The 13,565-nt window shown below is 66.5% G+C and carries 14 protein-coding genes; 5 read left to right on the top strand and 9 right to left on the bottom strand.

All coding sequences use genetic code 11. The features are described from left to right. Positions 1-2 precede the first annotated feature (2 nt). Genes EJO71_RS27565 through EJO71_RS27545 form a run of 5 tightly spaced genes read right to left on the bottom strand, consistent with a single transcriptional unit; the run spans position 3 to position 5,730 of the window. Positions 3-623 carry an N-methyl-D-aspartate receptor NMDAR2C subunit gene (locus tag EJO71_RS27565; RefSeq protein ID WP_125951889.1) on the bottom strand — a complete coding sequence of 207 codons (621 nt, stop codon included), beginning with the start codon at positions 621-623 and terminating at the stop codon, positions 3-5. Beyond that, a complete protein-coding gene (mltB, locus tag EJO71_RS27560) occupies positions 620-1,744 on the bottom strand; it encodes a lytic murein transglycosylase B (protein WP_125951890.1) in 1,125 nt (374 codons plus the stop codon). Before mltB ends, EJO71_RS27565 begins: the two co-directional genes overlap by 4 nt. A 53-nt stretch (positions 1,745-1,797) precedes the next feature. Further along, positions 1,798-3,822, bottom strand: coding sequence for a DUF3488 and transglutaminase-like domain-containing protein (locus EJO71_RS27555; protein WP_125951891.1), 2,025 nt, complete (start codon positions 3,820-3,822; stop codon positions 1,798-1,800). 13 nt (positions 3,823-3,835) lie between these two features. After that, a complete protein-coding gene (locus tag EJO71_RS27550) occupies positions 3,836-4,813 on the bottom strand; it encodes a DUF58 domain-containing protein (RefSeq protein ID WP_125951892.1) in 978 nt (325 codons plus the stop codon). Further along, positions 4,810-5,730: a MoxR family ATPase gene (locus EJO71_RS27545; RefSeq protein WP_125951893.1), complete on the bottom strand. Its 921-nt coding sequence runs from the start codon at positions 5,728-5,730 to the stop codon at positions 4,810-4,812. The genes EJO71_RS27550 and EJO71_RS27545 overlap by 4 nt, the downstream gene beginning before the upstream one ends. 80 nt (positions 5,731-5,810) lie before the next feature. Here EJO71_RS27545 and EJO71_RS27540 point away from each other — a divergent pair, with 80 nt between their 5' ends. Both EJO71_RS27540 and EJO71_RS27535 read left to right on the top strand, forming a co-directional pair. Continuing rightward, positions 5,811-6,764 carry a histone deacetylase family protein gene (locus EJO71_RS27540; RefSeq protein WP_125951894.1) on the top strand — a complete coding sequence of 318 codons (954 nt, stop codon included), beginning with the start codon at positions 5,811-5,813 and terminating at the stop codon, positions 6,762-6,764. Positions 6,765-6,804: 40 nt separating this feature from the next. Further along, on the top strand, positions 6,805-8,088 hold the full coding sequence (locus tag EJO71_RS27535) for a mechanosensitive ion channel domain-containing protein (protein ID WP_125951895.1): 1,284 nt from the start codon (positions 6,805-6,807) through the stop codon (positions 8,086-8,088). Between the two features lie 344 nt (positions 8,089-8,432). On the opposite strand, the gene EJO71_RS27530 is transcribed toward EJO71_RS27535, so the two are convergent. Then, positions 8,433-9,239: an SDR family NAD(P)-dependent oxidoreductase gene (locus tag EJO71_RS27530; RefSeq protein WP_125951896.1), complete on the bottom strand. Its 807-nt coding sequence runs from the start codon at positions 9,237-9,239 to the stop codon at positions 8,433-8,435. After that, a complete protein-coding gene (locus EJO71_RS27525) occupies positions 9,226-9,597 on the bottom strand; it encodes a VOC family protein (RefSeq protein WP_164549655.1) in 372 nt (123 codons plus the stop codon). The genes EJO71_RS27530 and EJO71_RS27525 overlap by 14 nt, the downstream gene beginning before the upstream one ends. Positions 9,598-9,721: 124 nt before the next feature. On the opposite strand from EJO71_RS27525, the gene EJO71_RS27520 reads away from it, so the two are divergent. Next, positions 9,722-10,621 carry a LysR family transcriptional regulator gene (locus EJO71_RS27520; protein ID WP_125951898.1) on the top strand — a complete coding sequence of 300 codons (900 nt, stop codon included), beginning with the start codon at positions 9,722-9,724 and terminating at the stop codon, positions 10,619-10,621. A gap of 43 nt (positions 10,622-10,664) precedes the next feature. Here EJO71_RS27520 and EJO71_RS27515 read toward each other — a convergent pair whose 3' ends face one another. Next, positions 10,665-11,306, bottom strand: coding sequence for a TetR/AcrR family transcriptional regulator (locus EJO71_RS27515; RefSeq protein WP_164546920.1), 642 nt, complete (start codon positions 11,304-11,306; stop codon positions 10,665-10,667). Positions 11,307-11,401: 95 nt separating this feature from the next. Here EJO71_RS27515 and EJO71_RS27510 point away from each other — a divergent pair, with 95 nt between their 5' ends. Next, positions 11,402-12,100 (top strand): hypothetical protein, encoded by a 699-nt coding sequence (locus EJO71_RS27510; RefSeq protein ID WP_125951900.1) that lies wholly within the window; start codon positions 11,402-11,404, stop codon positions 12,098-12,100. A gap of 460 nt (positions 12,101-12,560) precedes the next feature. On the opposite strand, the gene EJO71_RS27505 is transcribed toward EJO71_RS27510, so the two are convergent. Next, positions 12,561-12,884: a winged helix-turn-helix transcriptional regulator gene (locus EJO71_RS27505; RefSeq protein WP_125951901.1), complete on the bottom strand. Its 324-nt coding sequence runs from the start codon at positions 12,882-12,884 to the stop codon at positions 12,561-12,563. Between the two features lie 264 nt (positions 12,885-13,148). Between EJO71_RS27505 and EJO71_RS27500 the strand changes: the two genes are divergently transcribed. Continuing rightward, entirely contained in the window at positions 13,149-13,475 is a 327-nt protein-coding gene (locus EJO71_RS27500; RefSeq protein WP_125951902.1) for an EthD family reductase, read from the top strand. Positions 13,476-13,565: the final 90 nt, after the last annotated feature.

The raw sequence follows: 13,565 nt of genomic DNA, 5'->3' as shown, positions 1-13,565 counted from the left end.
AGTCAGCCTGAGATCGAGCGCCGGAGATTGGCGCGTGCCCGCGCCTCCAGCTGCGCGTGCATGCGCGGCGTGGCGTAGATGGCCTCGCGGTCGAGAAAGCGTTGCAGGATCGCGCGACGGCGCGGCAGGCGCACCTCGTCGGGAACGAAGGCGTACTCGGCCTGCACCTGGCGCTCGTATTCGTCGAAGCGCGCGCGGTCGGCGCCGAGGATCGACAGGTCGATGTCGATCAGCAGTTCGGCGTCGCGTCCCTCGGGCACAGCGTCATGGCGGGTCGCCATCACGAGTGCGTGTACCCGTTCGGCCGCTGCAGCATCCACGCCTGCTTCGATCAGGGCTTCGCGTGCCCAGTCCGCGCTACGCGCCTCGTTGTCGTGCGCATGCACGTCGTAGATCGCGTCATGGAACCACAGCGCGAGCGCCACCTCGCCAGGGCGCTCGGCCAGCGCCTTCTCGCGCTCGAACCATGCCAGGCACTCGCCCAGGTGCTGCATCGTGTGGTAGCGGCGCTGCGGCTCGGCGTAGCGGCGCTGGAGTTCGGTGCACAGCGCTTCGCCGGGCGAACCGACACCGAGCGCATGCCATGCGTCGGCCCAGTTCGTGTGCAGCGCCTCGGGTGTCACTTGGCTGCCTGTTGCTGCTGCTCCATCGCCGCCTTGACCTCCTGCCCCAGGTCGAGCACGGACATGGCGTAGTAGCTGCTCCAGTTGTAGCGCGTGATCACGTAGAAGTTGCGCGTGCCGGCCACGTAGGTCGGTGGCGCATCGACGCCGTTCTGCAGCTCGACCAGCGCGAGCAGGCCCTTGTGGTTGATCCCGTCTCCCTCGGGCACCGCGCCGGCCGCCACGAAGCTGTCGGCGCTGAAGCTCGGCAGGATGTCCGGCGCCAGCAGCAGCGCCTTCTGCAGCCGCGCTTCCTCGAAATGCACGGGGTAGATCGCGGGCATGCCGGGCGTCCAGCCGAAGGACTTGAAGTAGTTGGCGACCGAGCCGATCACGTCGGCCGGGTTGTTGACGAGGTCGATGCGGCTGTCGCCGTCGAAGTCGACCGCGTACTTGGCGATGCTGCTGGGCATGAACTGCGGCATGCCCATGGCGCCGGCGTAGCTGCCAACTGGCACGAGCGGGTCTTCGGAGGTGCGGCTCTCGGTGCTCAGGAAGCTTTCGAGCTCGCCTCGGAAGAAGGCCCGGCGGTCGGCCGCGCGCGGGTGGGCGTCGGGAAAGTCGAAGGAGAGCGTGGCCAGCGCGTCGATCACACGGAAGTTGCCCATGTTGCGGCCGTAGATGGTTTCCACGCCGATGATGCCGACGATGATTTCCGCCGGCACGCCGTATACCTGCTCGGCGCGTGCGAGCGTGTCGGCGTTGGCGCGCCAGAAGCGCACGCCGGCCGCAATGCGCACCGGATCGATGAAGCGGCTGCGGTAGGTCTGCCAGTTCTTCACCGTACCCACGGGGCCCGGCAGCATCAGCCGCGGCACGTTGGGCAGGAAGCGCGCACTGCCGATGGTGGCGCGCACCCATTCGCGGTCGAGGCCGCGGCGCTCGGCGACGTCGTCGGCGAACTGCATCGCGTCGTCGCGCGTGGCGTAGGGCGTGCTGCCGCGAACCGCGTTGGCCGCGGTACTGCGGCCGTTGGTTGACTTCTGGGCCAGGGCCCCCGTGGACCATGCGAGGCAGCAGGCGGCAAGGAGGGCTGCAGCCGCCGTGGCGGTGCGCGAAGGCTTGGGAAGAAGGAATCGCATGGGCCCATTGTGCCGTCCGCCCGCGCGGCCCTTCTTCAGCGTCACATGTGGTTTCAGCCCTTTGCCGGATTGGCGCTGGGCCACGCGAGGCGGCGGAACTCCGTGCGCAGGGTGGAAAGCGAGTCGGGCGTGGCCGGTGCATAGCGCTGGGCTTCGAGCTTGAGCAGCCAGTCGCGCACGGCCTGTGCGGCGGGGCCGAAGCGCGCGTCGGCCGCTTGTGCCATCTGGCGGGGCGGGGCGGTGTCGGGCAGTTTCAGTCCGGCCTTGGCGAGCCGCGTGCGCGCCTGGCCCAGCAGTCGCAGCCACGGATCGTGCCGGCTGCGTTCCCACAGTGTCCAGCCGGCGCCTGCCAGGCTGGCGGCTACCAGCAGGTAGAGCAGCACGTAGGCCAGGTCTTCGAGACTGGGTGCTTCGAAGCCGATGTTCTTCAGCAGGTCGAGCTGGCGGCTCTGCGTGTAGTTGAGCACCCACTGGTTCCAGCCGTTGTTCACCGCCTCCCATGCGGCGCGGATGTTCTGCGCGAGCGTGGGGCTCATGGAGCCGATGGCGCCCGCGATCAGTCCGGGTTGCGGAGTCAGGCGCTGGAACTGGCCGATGCGCCCCGGCGCGACGGAGCCCGTGGGGTCCACGCGTGTCCAGCCGTTGCCTTCCTGCCAGACCTCGGCCCAGGCGTGGGCGTCGCTCTGGCGCACGATCCAGTAGTTGTCGACGTTGTTGAGCTCGCCGCCCTGGTAGCCGGTCACGATGCGTGCCGGGATGCCGAGGTTGCGCATCAGCACCACGAAGGCCGAGGCGATGTGCTCGCAGAAGCCCTGCTTGCGGTCGAACCAGAACTCGTCGGCGGTGTCGTTGCCGTAGACGCCCGGCTCCAGCGTGTAGGTGTAGCCGCCGGTGCGCAGGCGCCGCAGGGCGGCCTGCACGAAGGCCTGCGTGTCGGCCTGGGCCAGCGCGGGGTCGGCGCGCATCTCGGCGGCGAGCGCGGCGGTGCGCGGATTGGTGCCCGGCGGCAGCGCGAGGTAAGCCTGCAACTGGCCGCCCGTGCGCTTGAGCGGACCGCTCTGGAACTGCGTGTAGCTCTCGGCGCTGTAGCGAACGAGATCGTTGATGGGGCGGCTGGCGAACCATTGCAGGTCGGGCGTACCGCTGACCTCGTAGCCCGGCACCTCGGGCGCGCGCTGCGCGACATCGAGGGTCAGCAGCCAGGGGCGGTTGCTGGCTTCGAGCGTCACTTCGTAGCGCACCGGCGAACCGCTCACGTGCAGGTTGGAAGACCACTGCGCGCCGCGCGCCCACGAGGGGAGGGCTGTCCATTCGCGGCCGTCGAACTGCGCCAGCACCGGGCCACGGAAATACATCTGGCTCTGCGGCGGCGCGCGATCGCCTTCGAACTTGATGCGCGCGGCGATGCGGTCGTCGAGCGCCAGCTCGGCGATCGTGCCCACGCGCATGGTGTTCGACAGGCCGCTGCGGCCCACCATGGCGTCGCTGGGCGTGCCCCACAGCGGCGCGAAGCGCGGGAACAGCAGGAACAGCGCGAGCATGATCGGCGCGCCCGCCAGCGCCATCCAGCCGGCGGTGCGCGCGGCCTGCATCAGCGGAGGCCGGCCCACCGGCATGTGCGCGTTGACCAGCGCCGTCAGCAGGCCCAGCAGCGCCAGCAGCATGGTGAAGGCGGTCAGTAGCGACTGCGAATAGAAGAAGTTCGTGAGCATCGCGAAGAAGCCCAGGAAGAAGATGACGAAGGCGTCGCGTCGTGCGCGCAGCTCCAGTGTCTTGAGCGCGAGCAGGCTGACGATCAGCGTGACGCCCGCGTCCCGGCCCAGCAGCGTGCGGTGGGTGGCATAGGTGGCGCCGAGTATCAGGGCCAGCAGCGCGAGGCGCCACCACTTGCTCGGAAGCGGGAGCGCCTTCACCGCCAGCGAGGCGCGCCACAGCAGCACCATCGCGGTGATGGACGAGCACCACCACGGCAGGTTGTCGATCTGCGGCAGCAGGATCAGGCCGATCACGCAGAGCAGGAAGAGGGTGTCCCGCGCGTCGCGGGGGAGCGCCGCGAGTTCGCGCATCACTCGGTTCATGTGGTGCTCCCGTTCAGCACAGGGCCAGTGCCTCGAGGCAGGTCCGCCGGTGGGCTTCGCCCTGCGAAGGCTTCACCACCCGGCCCGCCACGCGCAGGCCGTAGTCGACGCCCAGCCGGTCGGCCATCAGCACCCAGGCGCACAGGCGCGAGATGCGGGCTTCGGTGTCGGGGAGGCTGGCGGCCTGCGCGTCGAGCCAGAGCTCTTCGCGCTGGGTCTGTTGGGTGTCGCGGCTGACGAGGTCTTCCGAGCCGGTCGCCTGCGCCCGTGCGGCTCTCTTCCAGACCACGAGCTTGAGCGGATCGCCGCGGCGGTAGGCGCGCACGCCGTCGTATTCGCCGGCGTTGTGGGCGCGCATCGAAGCGGTCATTGCGGCCGGACCCGAGAGCGGCTCGCCGGGCGGCAGCGGTGGTGGATGCGCTTCGGGCGCGGGGTAGACCAGCATCTGCGCGGCCGGCCGCCAGACCGTCCAGACGCGGAAAGTCCCGAGCGGAAAGCGCGTCTCGGCCGTGAGCGGCGGCACCGGGTGCAGCCCGCGCCGCTCGGGCTGGAAGGCGATCTCGACGGTGGAGGTGCCTTCCGCCGGCACGTCGGTCCAGGCCCACTGCCCGCTGCCGCGCACCGCCATGCCGATGCCGTAGCGCACGCTGCGTCGCGTGTTGTGCAGCACCACCCGGAAGACGGCAGCCGCGCCCGCGTAGTGCGCCTCGGGCTGCACCATGTGCATGGCCAGCCCGCGCAGCGTGCCGTGGCACACGTGCATGCCCACGGCCACGCTGCCGGCGAGCAGGAAGGTCAGCAGGTAGCCCAGGTTGAGCTGGTAGTTGATCGATGCGACCAGCAGCACCAGCAGCGTCGCGCCCAGCGTCCAGCCGGCACGCGTGGGCAGGATGTAGACATTGCGCTGGGTGAGTTCCAGCGTGTCGGACGGCGCCCGGCGCGACAGGAACCAGCCGTCGATGCGCGAGCGGATGACGCCGGCAGGGCTCACGGCAATGGCACGGCGGCGATCATCGCGCGCACCTGCTCGACGGCGCCGCGGCCGGCGTCGCCCACGGGCGTGAGACGGTGCGCGATGGTCTGCGGCAGTACGGCCTGCACGTCGTCGGGCGCGACGTAGTTGCGGTTGGCCAACAGCGCCTGGGCCTTGGCTGCGCGCAGCACCGCGATGCCGGCGCGCGGCGACAGGCCCTGCAGGAACCAGCGGCCCGAGCGGGTGGCGGCGATCAGGTCCTGCACGTAGTTCAGCAGCGCGTCGGCCGCATGCACCTGCAGCACGCGCTGCTGCAGGGCGGTCAGCTCGCCGGCGGTCAGCATCGCGGGCAACGAGGCCAGCATCTCGCGGCGGTCGATGCCCGCGAGCAACTGGCGCTCGGCGGCGCGGTCGGGGTAGCCGAGCGAGATGCGCATCAGGAAGCGGTCGAGCTGCGACTCGGGCAGGGCGAAGGTGCCGAGCTGGTCCTGCGGGTTCTGCGTGGCGATCACGAAGAAGGGCGTGGGCAGGGGGCGGGTCTCGCCTTCGACAGTGACTTGCTTCTCTTCCATGGCCTCGAGCAGCGCGCTCTGGGTCTTGGGGCTGGCGCGGTTGATTTCGTCGGCCAGCAGCACCTGGGCGAAGATCGGCCCGGGGTGGAAGGTGAAGGCCTGTTGGCCCCGGTCGTAGATCGCCACGCCCGAGAGGTCGCCGGGCATCAGGTCGGCCGTGAACTGCACGCGCGAGAACTGCAGCCCGAAAGTGTGCGAGAGCGCGTGGGCGAGGGTGGTCTTGCCCACGCCGGGCACGTCCTCGATCAGCAGGTGGCCGCCCGCCAGCAGGCAGGCCACGCAGTCGCGCACCTGGGCCTCTTTGCCCACGATCACCGTGTTAAGCTGAGTTAACAAAGTGGCTAGCTTTGCGGCAACGTCCATATTTGTATCCATATGCAAACGATACCGTAAGACCCGCCGGCCCCATGCTGCGTGAGGTCTAGACGTGGCGATAGAGACACATGGGCAAGACAGGCTACTTCACACACCGGGACTTCTGGAAGCACGACATGGGCGGAGGGCATCCCGAGTGCCCCGGCCGGCTCGATGCCATCGAGGATCGCCTGCTGCTCACCGGCGTGGGCGACGCGCTGGAGCACCGCGAGGTGCCGCTGGCCACGCTGGAGCAGCTCACCCGGGCCCACAGCACGGAACACGTCGAGTACCTGGAGTCGCTGCACCAGCGCCTGGTGGCCGACGAGCCCGCCGGTGGCCCCGACCATGCGCAGGTCGACCCCGACACCACGCTCACCCGCTACACCCTGCTGGCCGCGCGCCGCGCCGCAGGCGCAGCGGTCGCCGCAACCGACGCGGTGATCGCCGGCGAGCTGGAGAACGCCTTCTGCTCGGTGCGCCCGCCCGGCCACCACGCCTGCCGGGAGCAGGCGATGGGCTTCTGCTTCTTCAACAACGTGGCCATCGCTGCGCGGCACGCCATCGAGGTGCATGGCATCGAGCGCGTGGCCGTCGTCGATTTCGATGTGCATCACGGCAATGGCACCGAGGACATTCTTTCGAACGACCCGCGCGTGCTGATGGTGGGCTTCTTCCAGCACCCGTTCTACCCCTACAGCGGCACCAGTCATCCGGCGCCGAACATGCTGAACCTGCCGATCCCGGCCTACACACGGGGCATGGACGTGCGCGAGATGATCGAGGCGACTTGGATGCCGAGGCTGGAGGAGTTCAAGCCGCAGATGATCTTCGTCAGCGCGGGCTTCGACGCCCATCGCGAGGACGACCTGGGCCAGCTGGGCCTCAACGAGAACGACTTCGCCTGGATCACCGGCCGCATACATGATGTTGCCAGGCGGCACGCCAAGGGCCGTATCGTCTCGATGCTCGAAGGCGGCTACAACCTCGACGCACTGGCGCGCAGCGTGGAAGCCCACATCCGCGTGCTGGCTTCCCTGTGATGCAGCGGGCTCGGCTGGCGCCGATGCCCTGTCCCAATAGATGAATTTCAACGACTTCCTTCAACGATTGAGCCAGGTCGACGCGCGTGGCCTCGGCATCGAACTCATCGCGCTGGTGACCTGCGTGGCGCTGGCCTGGGCCATCTGCAAGTGGTTCGGCCGCGACCAGCCCAAGGACTCGATCTGGTTCGGCGAGAGCACCTTCGACGGGCTGCTGTTCCCGCTGCTGGCGCTGGTGTTCACCGATCTCGCCCGGCGCGTGGCGCTCGACTTCCAGACCGTGCTGGTGCTGCGCATCGCGGTGCCGGTGTTCCTGTCGCTGGCGGTCATCCGGCTGTTCGCGCGGGTGCTCAGGGCGGTGTTCCCGGCCTCCAATCTCGTCAGGCTGATCGAGCGCACCATCTCCTGGCTGGCCTGGATCGCGGCGGTACTGTGGATCGTCGGGCTGCTGCCGCCGGTGCTGGCCGAGCTCGACGACATCACGCTGGCCTTCGGCAAGACGCGCGTGAGCCTGCAGACGATCTTCCAGGGCGTGCTGTCGGCCGGCGTGGTGCTGATGATCTCGCTGTGGATCTCCAGCACCATCGAGAAGCGCATCCTGCGCGAGGCCGTGTCCGACCTGTCGATGCGCAAGGTGGCGTCGAATGCGGTGCGCGCCTTCCTGCTGCTGGTGGGCCTGCTGTTCGCGCTCTCGGCGGTGGGGGTGGACCTGACGGCGCTCTCGGTGCTGGGCGGTGCGCTCGGCGTGGGCCTCGGCTTCGGCCTGCAGAAGCTGGCGGCCAATTACGTGAGCGGCTTCGTGATCCTGCTCGAGCGCTCGATCCGCATCGGCGACAACGTCAAGGTCGACACCTTCGAAGGCCGCATCACGGACATCAAGACGCGCTACACGCTCATCCGCGCGGGCAACGGGCGCGAGGCCATCGTGCCGAACGAATCGCTGATCACCAGCCGTGTGGAAAATCTCTCGTTGGCCGACCGCAAGTTCAACATCACGACCACCATCGTGGTGGGCTACGAGAGCGACGTGGCGCAGGTGCAGTCCATCCTGTGCGAGGCGGCCAAGGCTCAGCCTCGCGTGATGACCGACCCGGCGCCGGTGGCCTTCCTCATGAACTTCGCGCCCGACGGGCTGGAGTTCACGCTGAATTTCTGGGTGGCCGACCCGGACAAGGGCAAGGACAACCTGCGCTCGGCGATCAACATCGCGATCCTCGATGGGTTGCGTGGGGCGGGTATCGATATTCCATATCCACAGCGTGTGGTGCGGGTGGAGTCTCTTCCAGTGGGAGTGGCACCTGCGGGCTTGTCCACGGAAAATTAGGCGGCCGAGACTTCCCGCGTTCGCACGCTGTTGGAGGTTGCGCGTCTAAGGTCGGGGTGCTCAAGGGTTGCGAATCGCTGCGCCATCGGAGGCCCGCTCGGCACGCCGATCAATTCACACGGGTTTCGGATGACACGCCTTTCAGCCTGAGCGGATCGGTCATTCGATGGCGATCGCGAGTCAGTGACCGATTGCTATGGGCCCGTCGCTGAAATCAGGTCGCTCCAGTCGGGCGCCGGAAAGCGGTCAAGTTCGGATATGGGTCACTATCTGATGACCAGTGCCAGAGTGCCTGCGCCGCTCGCTGAAGTCCGGTGGAGCAACTAGCCTGCAGTGCCACACGTTCAAACCATCACGCGTCCGCCGGCGACGTCCAGCACGATGCCGGAAATCCACGAGGACACATCGCTGAGCAGGAACAGCGAGGCTTCGGCGATGTCATCCGGTGTGCCCAGCCGACCCAGCGGAAAAGCACGCAGCATCTGCGCTTGCCGCTCCGGCGACATGTTCATTTGCGTGCGCTCAGTGAGTACCGCCGATGGTGAAATGCAATTGACGCGCAAGCCGCTCGGTCCGACCTCCTGAGCCAAGTGGCGCGTGAGCATGATCACACCGGCCTTTGCTGCGCCATAGCCAGCCGGCGCACCGGAGGCCACGCGTGCGCCCGCCGAAGCCATCGTCAAGATGCCGCCACTGCCGCGCGCAAGCATGCCGGGCAGAAAGCTCTTGATCGTGAAGAAGGTCGAGGTCAGGTTGTTGTCGAGACTGGAGCGCCAATCCTCTTCGCTGATGTCATGCACCGGCACAGGCTTTCCAGTACCGCCGCCAGCAAAAGCCAGTACGAAATGCGGTGCGCCGAAATGCGCTTCGACCTCGTCGCGCATCCGCAGCACTTGCGCCAGATCTGCACAGTCGGCCTGGATGGCGATCGCATCCACGCCCAATGCCCGCACGGCGGCCAGGCTTCTCTGCAATGCCACGTTGTCGCGCCCGTTGATGGCCAGCCGTACACCACTGCGCGCGAGCGCGAGGCAAGTCGCGGCACCGATGCCGCGCGAGCCGCCGGTCACGACCGCGACCTTGCCGTGCAGGTCGCCAAAAATGGGCGAGGTGGTCGCGGCTGCGCGAGCTTCGCCGTCAGGGCTTGTCATAGGTCCTCACTTCAATGTTGTGATGATCAGGGTCGTGAAAGTACAGCGCGTCCGCCCAGCCACGCGCGCCGTATTGCGATGCGACCCGGCCATCCCGTGTGAACGGGTCTCCACCAAACGGAATACCCAGCTTCTGTAGTCGCTGATGAACTGCTTCGAACGCATTTCGATCAAGGACGAGCGCCAGGTGGGCCGGATCTTTCGGTGTCTGCGCCAGCAAGTCGATAACGCTGTCGTCGCTGAGGCGCAGCACGTCGAAAGGCGGCTCGCTTTCGCGAGTAAGGCCCAGGACCTGCCGGTAGAAACCGGCGGATCTGGCAGCGTCGGTGACGCGCAGGATGAGATGATCTATTTGCATCGTAGTGTTGGCAAAGGATGGGGCAGCCCCTCTCGCCTTCATGAAATCCTAGGCCGCGTCGATGGCCGATGCACTCAACGATGCGACATGCCCCCCATTCGAAAACGCATAGCAAAGTACGACGATGTCGATCAACTGGGATGATCTGAAATTCGCACTTGCCATCGCGCGCTACGGCACGCTGAGCGCCGCGGCGCGTGCGCTCGGCACAACCCAGCCCACGGTCAGCCGGAGGCTCGATGCCTTGGAGCTTCGCTTGCAGGCGAAGCTGTTCGACCGGGAAGCGAGCGGCTTGCGGCCGACGGTGTTGGCGAGTTCGCTGCTTGATGGTCTTGAGCAGATGGATGCGGGCGCACTGTCGATACAGCGGCAGGTGGCGGCACGCGACACCGGCTTGAGCGGTGAAATCCTCGTGACCAGCCTGGACTGGCTGGGCGACGAAGTAATCGCGCCGATGCTCGCTCGTTTCGGCGCACTGCATCCGGGCGTGGTGGTTGAACTGATAAACGGACCGCAGGTGTTCAACCTGGCGCGGCGTGAAGCGGACTTGGCTTTTCGCTTCGGAGCGTTCACGCAGGAGAACCTCATCGAGCGCCGCGTCGGCGAAGTCGCCTACGCGCTCTACGCGTCCGATGCGTATCTGCAGAAACATGGATTGCCGGATGTCACTCACGGCCTTGTTGGCCACCGCTTGGTCTATCTCGATCGCGCCGCGGGCGAAGTGCCACATGAAGCCTGGCTACGGGCCTTGGCGACACGCGCCCACACAGTGCTGCACGTCAATGGATTACGCGCGCACCTGGCCGTCGCGCGCGACGGTGTGGCGATGGCTGTACTACCCCGTTTGCTTGGGGATAGGGAGCCGCAATTGCGTCGCGTGGAGTTGCAGCACCGGATGCCTGCAAGATCGGTGCGCGTGGGGTTTCATTCCGACATGCGCGAGACCCCTCGCATTCGCGCCCTTGTGGATTTCGTCGTGCAAGAACTGGAGCTGCTGCAGATGAGATTGAACCCTGGGAGCTAGTCCACGCAGAACGGAAACGCGATCCCCAGCCCAGTCGCTAGTGTCAGGCTTGCGCGCCAGGTCGCTTGCGCAAGCCCTCGATCAGCGTCACCACCATGCCGTGTGCGGTGGCATCCAGGTCGGCCGGCGTGCAGGCATCGGCCAAGAGCCCGTCGACGTACAGCGATGCGAGACCGTGGGTCAGCGACCAGCCCGTCAGGGCAATCCGCTGCACGTCGCCCTCGGCAATTCCGAGGCTGACCCGCGCGTCGGCAACGGCCTGCTGCACCACACCCAGCGATTCGCGGCCTGCCTGCATGAGTTCGGGAAAAGAGGCCTTGTCGCATTCCGGTCCGAACATCACTCGGTAGAGCCGAGGCCGATCGGCCGCGAACCGCACGTACGCCGTGCCCGATGCCACCAGCGCCTGCAACGGATCGGGCGCCGCGCGGCGCGCCTCGTCCGTGCGGCGGGTCAGGTCACGAAAACCCTCGGCAAGCGTGGCCGCAAGCAAGGCCTCCCGGCTCTCGAAATGACGGTACGGCGCCGCGATACTCACACCCGCCGCAATGGCGGCCGCACGCAGCGTGACGTGCTCGCCCGCCCCTTTGTCGATAAGGCGCGTTGCCGCGGCCACGAGGGCTCTCGGCAAGTCGCCATGGTGGTATCCAGCCTTCGGCTCGGCTTTTGAGCGAGGGCTGTGCATCGCGTTCGCTCTCTTCATGTTGACAAGAATAACATTGCCTCGTACGCTCAATGTTAGCAACAATAACTTCCTGCCGATTTCCCGAAAGGTGACTGATGCTTGCTGCGACGCCCCCTGGTTCTGGCACCCCGGCACGTCTGGGCGCGCTGCTGTACGGCATCGGTGCCGTCGGCCTCATTGCCACATGTGTGTTCTATGTCCTGGCTGGACCGGAGGCGGCGTTGCCTGGTGGTACATCCAGCACCGCGCAGGCCATGACGGCCACACCACAAGCGACAGGCTGGATGCGCCTGGCAGGCTTGGTCGGCATGCCCTGCGACGTGTTCCTGGCGGTGGGGACCCTGCTGCTCGCCTCATGCGAATACAGGCGCGGAGCCATCACAGCACTGGCGGGATGGCTCGCGCTGGCCATCGCAAGTGCGCTGTTTATCGTCGTCGATGCCATGGTGGCCATGGTGCTTCCGTTGAGCGCATCGCAAACCGGCGGAGAAGCGGCTTACGCGGGCTTGCGCGCGCTCTTCGACGTGCTGTTCACGATTGGGGCGTGGACAGCGGGCGGCGGCGCGCTATTGGCGGCATGGAGAACCGACGGAGTGCTGTTCCGGAAACCTGCCGTCGGGTGGGCAATGCGGCTGGCTGGCACCGTGTGCCTGCTCTCGGCTACGGCGCACCTGATCGGCTTGCCGGGCGCGCAACTCATCGGCCCCGGTATTGCCCTCCTGGCGCTGGCTTCGGGCGGCGCGGCAATGATTTATGCAGGTGAGCCGCGGGCAGTCGCCAGCACTCCGAGGTGATGCCACGCGACCGTGGAGAACCTGCGCCGCGCCGGGCCGAGGGCCGTATTCACGCACCGGGCGCCAGGTGCGTGCGACCAATTTGCGCCAGAACATCGGGCAGTGCCCGCGCCAACAGCGCTTGCTTGGAGTGTTTGGCCGTCGTCTCCACGGGCAACAACCAGCGCAGGTGGGTCTGCTTGATGCTTGATGTTGACCCTCCGCATGACGCAAAGGCTGGGTTACATGGCTAGTAGTTTTCCTTCGGCGGAACGGTAATCTCTGTATCTGCAGTGGCGCTACACCACATCGAGGGTTCACTCATCGCGCGCAACTGCTGCGAATACCACTCGCGGATGAAGTCATCTTTCTTCGCAAAGGTGCCTGAGCGGAAGTCTCAGCCTCACGCAAAAGCGGTCACCGCAGGCAAGCACAGCGCGTACTCCACGGCGCGCCAATGCGCACGGTGCGAGCCACCTTCTCATCGCTTCCCATGCCCCCACTGATCCGCCCACGCTGACAACGGCTTCAGCGCCTTCGCAAGCCGTCGCCCTTCGTCCGTCAGTCGATAGCCACCCTCGGCATGTTCGACAAGGTCGACCTCCCTCAGCTCAGTGAGCCGCGTATTGAGCAATCTGGTGTTCGTCTCGCAAGCGTCTTGCAGGGCTCTGAAGGTAAGCGAGCCTTCCCGAAGTTCCCAGAGCACGCGCAGCGCCGTGCGCCGCCCCAGCAGGTCCAGGGCAACCATGATGGGGCGGCCGGTGGTGGAACCGCGAACTGGTTGACCGATACGAGGTGTCGTCATGCTTTACTTTATACAGCAACGGGTCTACGATGGGGTGTACCTTGAATCAGGAGTCAGCATGCTCGCTCGCATCGAGCCGCAATAGCTTGCTGAAGAAGCCACCGTTGAACTGCTGATGCTGGCTGGCTTCCATCACACCGTTGCTCCCTCGTGAACGGGCTGCGCATGCCCTTGGAAGAGGCGGGCGGACGATTCCCAGCCCGAGGCTGCTTGTGGCGGAGCCGCCGGCGTATTGATTAGCGTGCAACAACAGGAGAAATCTCGATGATCAAAGTCAGTGTCATGTACCCATACGCCGCAGGCGTGCGATTCGATCATGCCTACTACCGCGAGCGGCATATGCCCATGATGAAGCGACTGCTCGGCGCTGCGTGTCTGTACTACATGGTGGACAAGGGCATCTCGGGGCGTGGTCCGGGCACTGACCCTGCTTACGTAGCCAAATGCGAATTCGTCTGCACTTCCGTCGAAGCTTACCGGGCTGCCTCCAGCCAGCACCAGCAGGAGATCATGAGCGACATCGCCAACTACACGGATATTCAACCCGTGGTGCAGATCAGTGAAGTGGTGGTGGAACGTTCGGAAGTTTGACCAAGGTGCGATGTCGCCAAGCGGCGCAATGCCCGCTTTTGATCGACTGAGCCTGTCGATTGCATTCTGCTGCGGCGAGCAGTCCAGAAC

The organism is Variovorax sp. 679 (genome assembly GCF_003952185.1).
Taxonomy (GTDB): Bacteria; Pseudomonadota; Gammaproteobacteria; order Burkholderiales; family Burkholderiaceae_C; genus Variovorax.
The sequence above is the reverse complement of the archived record's forward strand: the minus strand, read 5'-3'. Positions and strand labels throughout refer to the sequence as shown.

Coding starts and splice junctions, on each gene's coding strand:
- mltB (WP_125951890.1), bottom strand. CDS start 1,744: ATGCGATTCCTTCTTCCCAAGCCTTCGCGCACCGCCACGGCGGCTGCA.
- EJO71_RS27555 (WP_125951891.1), bottom strand. CDS start 3,822: ATGAACCGAGTGATGCGCGAACTCGCGGCGCTCCCCCGCGACGCGCGG.
- EJO71_RS27545 (WP_125951893.1), bottom strand. CDS start 5,730: ATGGACGTTGCCGCAAAGCTAGCCACTTTGTTAACTCAGCTTAACACG.
- EJO71_RS27540 (WP_125951894.1), top strand. CDS start 5,811: ATGGGCAAGACAGGCTACTTCACACACCGGGACTTCTGGAAGCACGAC.
- EJO71_RS27535 (WP_125951895.1), top strand. CDS start 6,805: ATGAATTTCAACGACTTCCTTCAACGATTGAGCCAGGTCGACGCGCGT.
- EJO71_RS27530 (WP_125951896.1), bottom strand. CDS start 9,239: ATGACAAGCCCTGACGGCGAAGCTCGCGCAGCCGCGACCACCTCGCCC.
- EJO71_RS27525 (WP_164549655.1), bottom strand. CDS start 9,597: ATGCAAATAGATCATCTCATCCTGCGCGTCACCGACGCTGCCAGATCC.
- EJO71_RS27520 (WP_125951898.1), top strand. CDS start 9,722: ATGTCGATCAACTGGGATGATCTGAAATTCGCACTTGCCATCGCGCGC.
- EJO71_RS27515 (WP_164546920.1), bottom strand. CDS start 11,306: ATGCACAGCCCTCGCTCAAAAGCCGAGCCGAAGGCTGGATACCACCAT.
- EJO71_RS27510 (WP_125951900.1), top strand. CDS start 11,402: ATGCTTGCTGCGACGCCCCCTGGTTCTGGCACCCCGGCACGTCTGGGC.
- EJO71_RS27505 (WP_125951901.1), bottom strand. CDS start 12,884: ATGACGACACCTCGTATCGGTCAACCAGTTCGCGGTTCCACCACCGGC.
- EJO71_RS27500 (WP_125951902.1), top strand. CDS start 13,149: ATGATCAAAGTCAGTGTCATGTACCCATACGCCGCAGGCGTGCGATTC.